Annotated in this window: 6 protein-coding genes; all 6 read left to right on the top strand. The window is 62.5% G+C overall.

Annotation, left to right across the window (positions count from 1 at the left end; all coding sequences use genetic code 11):
- The first annotated feature begins 66 nt into the window (after positions 1-66).
- Positions 67-735 (top strand): SDR family oxidoreductase, encoded by a 669-nt coding sequence (locus V7080_RS23830; RefSeq protein ID WP_334190868.1) that lies wholly within the window; start codon positions 67-69, stop codon positions 733-735.
- Positions 736-753: 18 nt separating this feature from the next.
- Positions 754-1,884, top strand: coding sequence for an acyl-CoA dehydrogenase family protein (locus V7080_RS23825; protein WP_334190867.1), 1,131 nt, complete (start codon positions 754-756; stop codon positions 1,882-1,884).
- A gap of 11 nt (positions 1,885-1,895) precedes the next feature.
- Entirely contained in the window at positions 1,896-2,297 is a 402-nt protein-coding gene (locus V7080_RS23820) for a rhodanese-like domain-containing protein (protein ID WP_334190866.1), read from the top strand.
- Between the two features lie 249 nt (positions 2,298-2,546).
- On the top strand, positions 2,547-2,942 hold the full coding sequence (locus V7080_RS23815; protein ID WP_334190865.1) for a YchJ family protein: 396 nt from the start codon (positions 2,547-2,549) through the stop codon (positions 2,940-2,942).
- Positions 2,942-4,549, top strand: a complete 1,608-nt coding sequence (locus V7080_RS23810; protein ID WP_334190864.1) for a carboxyl transferase domain-containing protein — start codon at positions 2,942-2,944, stop codon at positions 4,547-4,549. Before V7080_RS23815 ends, V7080_RS23810 begins: the two co-directional genes overlap by 1 nt.
- Before the next feature lie 2 nt (positions 4,550-4,551).
- Positions 4,552-5,299 (top strand): enoyl-CoA hydratase/isomerase family protein (locus V7080_RS23805; protein WP_334190863.1); only part of this gene is annotated, 748 nt, incomplete at its 3' end.

Genomic DNA, 5,299 nt, shown 5'->3' with positions numbered 1-5,299 from the left:
GGGGGAGGGGACCTGTTCAAGGTAGAGCAAAGGACGTAATCAGTTTTGAACCCAATCTAAAAACCCATGCCCACCGGACTCATCATCGGCGCTTCCCGTGGCATCGGCCAGGAAGCCGTTCGCCAGCTTATCGCCGCCAACTGGACCGTATTCGCCACCGCCCGCGACGATGCAGCGCTTGCATCACTGCAGGCACAAGGCGCCAAGGCATTCAAACTCGACGTCGGAAACCCCGAATCGCTTGCCGGCCTCGGCTGGCAGCTCGACGGTGAAAAGTTCGATCTCGCCATCTACGTGGCCGGCGTATTCGGCCCGCGCAGCGATGCGAAGACGCCGCCGACCGCGCAGGATTTCGACCAGGTAATGCACACCAACGTGCTCGGCGCGATGCAGGCAATCCCGATCGTCGCGCCGATGGTGGAAGCGGCGCAGGGCAAATTCGCCTTCATCAGCAGCATCATGGGCAGCGTCGACGATGCAAGCTCCAGCTACGGCTGGCTGTACCGCGCATCGAAGGCGGCGCTGAACATGGCCGTCAAGTCCGCCGTGAGCGACTACCCGAAAGCCACCTTCGCGCTGCTGCATCCGGGATGGGTGCGCACCGACATGGGCGGCGAGAATGCCGCCATCGATGTCGGGCAAAGCGTCAGTGGCCTGTTGCAGGTGATCGCCGGGCTGCGTAGTGCGGATACGGGAACATATCGCGACTACACCGGCAAAAAGCTGGCGTGGTAGCCAACAGGGGAAAAACACATGGTGCTGTCCGAACAACATGAAATGATCCGCGACGCGATGCGCAGCTTTGCGCAGGAACGCCTCGCGCCCAATGCCGCACGCTGGGACAAGGAGCATCATTTTCCGAAGGAAGAACTGAAGGGACTGGCGGCGCTCGGCGCCTTCGGCGTGGCGGTGCCCGAGGAATATGGCGGCGCCGGCCTCGACTATGTATCGCTCGCGCTGGTACTGGAAGAGATCGCGGCCGGTGACGGCGGCACGTCCACCGTCATCTCGGTCAACAACTGCCCGGTATGCAGCATCGCGATGTCGGTGGCGAACGATGCGCAGAAGGAAGAATGGCTGAAGCCGCTGGCACGGGGCGACATGCTCGGCGCCTTCTGTCTCACCGAGCCGCATGTCGGCAGCGATGCGTCGGCACTGCGCACCACCGCCACGCGGGATGACGACCACTACGTGCTCAACGGCGTGAAGCAGTTCATCACCAGCGGCAAGCATGCGGATGTCGCCATCGTGATGGCGGTGACCGACAAGGCTGCAGGCAAGAAAGGCATCAGCGCATTCTGGGTGCCGACGAATACGCCGGGCTACATCGTCGCCCGGCTGGAAGAAAAGCTCGGCCAGCATTCGTCGGATACCACGCAGATCCTGTTCGAAAACTGCCGCATCCCGGCGCGGAACCTGATCGGCGAAGAGGGGCAGGGATACAAGATCGCGCTGTCCGGTCTGGAAGGCGGCCGTATCGGCATCGCTTCGCAGGCGGTCGGCATGGCGCGGGCCGCATTCGACGCGGCGCTCGCGTATGCGAAGGAGCGCACCAGTTTCGGCAAGCCGATCTTCGAGCACCAGGCGGTGCAGTTCAAACTCGCTGACATGGCGACGCAGATCGAAGCGGCGCGGCAACTCATCCTGCATGCCGCCAGCATGAAAGACGCGGGAAAGCCGTGCCTGAAGGAAGCGGCGATGGCCAAGCTGTTCGCTAGCGAGATGGCGGAGCGGGTCTGCTCCGATGCGATCCAGATCCATGGCGGCTACGGCTATGTCAGCGATTTCCCGGTGGAGCGGATCTACCGTGATGTACGGGTGTGCCAGATTTATGAGGGCACGAGCGATATCCAGAAAATTCTGATCGGCCGCGCATTGGCGTGAATGGAGACATCATGAAAAAAGGCTACAAGGAACTGGTCGGCGAAGCGATGGCGGAAGTGAAAACCTATAGCGTCGAAGAAGCCAGGGCAAAGCTCGGCGACCCGCAGGTGCAGTTCGTCGATGTGCGCGATGTGCGTGAACTGGAGCGCGAGGGTGTTATCCCCGGCGCGTTCCCGGCGCCGCGCGGCATGATCGAATTCTGGGTCGATCCGGACTCGCCGTACTTCAAGCCGGTGTTTGGCGAGAAGAAGGAATTCATCTTCTTTTGCGCAGCGGGATGGCGGAGCGCGCTGACGACGAAGACGGTGCAGGATATGGGGCTGGAGAATGTGGCGCATATTGAAGGCGGGTTCAAGGCGTGGAAGGATGCGGGTGGCGTCGTGGGAGTGAAGGAAGGGAAGGCGAAGAGCTGAGCATTCATGCAACCTCTGACCGGTTCCCTCCCCCTCATAGGGGGAGGGCTAGGGTGGGGGTGTGAAGGTTGATCGACTGCATGCGGTTGCTTGACCTCACTATCCCTGTGCGGGCCACCCCATCCCAACCGCGAGGATTGCGCTTGCAAGCGCAATTCGCTCAGCAGGCAGAATGCATGCCGTCTGAATTCCCTGCTTCTCCCCCCTGGCAGGGGGAAGGAGCCGGCCGGCGACTCACAATAAAGCCCCATGACGAATCCCGCATCCATTCCCTGCCCCTGCGGCAACAACAACTACGCCTCCTGCTGCGGCCGCTTCATCGAGCGCGACGCACTGCCGCACACCGCCGAGGAACTGATGCGTTCCCGCTACACCGCATACACGCAGCACAACGAGCATTACCTGAAAGCGACCTGGTATCCGGCCACGCGACCGGCGGATGCGGTGGCGCAGGACGATGGCACCAAATGGCTTGGCCTCGAGGTACGCAGGCACATTCCGACCGGCGACAGGGCAACGGTGGAATTTATCGCGCGCTACAAGATCGCGGGCCGCGCGCACCGCCTGCACGAGATCAGCAATTTCGTGCGGGAAGAAGGACGATGGTTTTACGTGGACGGCAGTTTTCCGGAGAAAAACAAATAATGACCATACTCGAAACAAAATTGAATCCGCGTGGCGAGGACTTCAAGAACAATGCCGCCGCGATGCGGGCGCTGGTCGATGACCTCAGAGCCAAGGTGGAAAAAATCGCACTGGGCGGCGGCGATGATGCGCGCAAGAAGCACACCGCCCGCGGCAAGCTGCTGCCGCGCGACCGCGTGCAGATGCTGCTCGATCCGGGCACGCCGTTCCTGGAGTTGTCCCAGATGGCGGCCTATGACATGTATGACAATGCCGCGCCATCCGCCGGCATCATCACCGGCATCGGCCGCGTGGCCGGGCAGGAATGCGTGATCGTCTGCAACGATGCGACCGTCAAAGGGGGGACCTATTATCCGGTCACGGTGAAGAAGCACCTGCGCGCGCAGGAAATCGCCGACCACAACAACCTGCCCTGCATTTACCTCGTCGATTCCGGCGGCGCCAATCTGCCGAACCAGGACGACGTCTTCCCCGATCGCGACCACTTCGGCCGCATCTTCTACAACCAGGCCAACCTGTCCGCGAAAGGCATCCCGCAGATCGCGGTGGTGATGGGTTCCTGCACCGCCGGCGGCGCGTATGTGCCGGCGATGAGCGATGAGTCCATCATCGTCAAGGAGCAGGGCACCATCTTCCTGGGCGGCCCGCCGCTGGTGAAGGCGGCCACCGGCGAAGTGGTCAGTGCCGAGGACCTCGGCGGCGGCGACGTGCATACGCGCTTGTCGGGCGTGGTCGATCATCTCGCGCAGAACGACATGCACGCGCTGTCGCTGGCACGCAAGATCGTCGGCAACCTGAACCGCAGAAAGCCATCGCAACTCGTGCTGCGCGAACCGGTTGCGCCGAAGTACGACACGCATGAACTGTACGGCGTAATCCCGACCGATACCCGCAAGCCCTTCGATGTGCGGGAGGTCATCGCCCGCATCGTCGACGGCAGCGAGTTCGACGAATTCAAGGCGCGCTACGGCACCACGCTGGTATGCGGCTTCGCCCATATTCTTGGCATGCCGGTCGGCATCATCGCCAACAACGGCATCCTGTTTTCGGAATCGGCGCTGAAGGGAACGCACTTCATCGAGCTGTGCTGCCAGCGCAAGATACCGCTGGTCTTCCTGCAGAACATCACCGGCTTCATGGTCGGCCGCAAGTACGAGAACGAAGGGATTGCGCGCAATGGCGCGAAGATGGTGACGGCGGTATCGACCGCCGCGGTGCCGAAGTTCACCGTCATCATCGGCGGCAGTTTCGGCGCCGGCAACTACGGCATGTGCGGCCGCGCGTTCTCGCCGCGCATGTTGTGGATGTGGCCGAATGCACGCATCTCGGTCATGGGCGGCGACCAGGCGGCGAGCGTGCTGGCGACCGTCAAGCGCGACGGCATCGAAGGCAAGGGCGGCGCGTGGAGCAAGGACGAGGAAGAGGCATTCAAGGCGCCGATCCGTGCCCAGTACGAGCACCAGGGCCATCCCTACTATGCGACGGCGCGCCTGTGGGATGACGGCGTCATCGATCCGGCCGATACCCGCATGGTGCTGGGACTCGGCTTGAGCGCGGCGCTGAATGCGCCGATTCCCGATACGAAATTCGGCATCTTCAGGATGTGACCATGGCTTACCAGACTCTCGAACTGCGCAAGGACAATCGCGTCGCCACCGTGACGCTGAACCGGCCCGACATGCGCAACGCCTTCAATGAAATCATGATCGCGGAGATCACGCAGGCATTCCGCGAGGTGGGTGCGGACGCCGAGGTGCGCGCGGTCGTGCTGGCCGCCAACGGCGTCGCGTTTTGCGCCGGGGCCGATCTCAACTGGATGAAGAAGATGGCCGGCTACACGCATGATGAGAATCGTGCGGACGCGGCGCAACTGGCCGAGATGCTGCGCACCATCTACACCTGCCCGAAGCCGGTGGTGGCGAAGGTGCAGGGCGACTGCTATGCCGGCGGCATGGGCCTGGTGGCCGCATGCGATATCAGTGTTGCAATCGACACGGCAAATTTTTGCCTCAGCGAAGTCAAACTCGGTTTGATTCCTGCGACAATCTCGCCCTACGTCATCAAGGCCATGGGCGAGAATGCGGCGCGGCGGTATTTCCTGACGGCGGAGCGGTTTTCTGCGGAGGAAGCACGGCGGATCGGGTTCGTGCATGAGGTGGCGGCGGCGGAAGGACTGGATGCCGCTGTCGATGGCATTGTCGCGGCGCTGGTGGCGAACAGTCCGAATGCGGTGAAGGAGGCCAAGCGGCTGGTACGTGATGTGGCCGGGCGCGATGTGAGCGATGTGCTGATTGCGGATACGGCGGAGCGGATTGCGGAGATCCGGAGTTCGGAGGAGGGGAAGGAAGGGGTGCGGT

Origin of the sequence: Noviherbaspirillum sp., from assembly GCF_036846085.1 — a bacterium.
Classification (GTDB): domain Bacteria; phylum Pseudomonadota; class Gammaproteobacteria; order Burkholderiales; family Burkholderiaceae_D; genus Noviherbaspirillum.
This window is presented reverse-complemented; position numbering and strand designations above follow the sequence as displayed.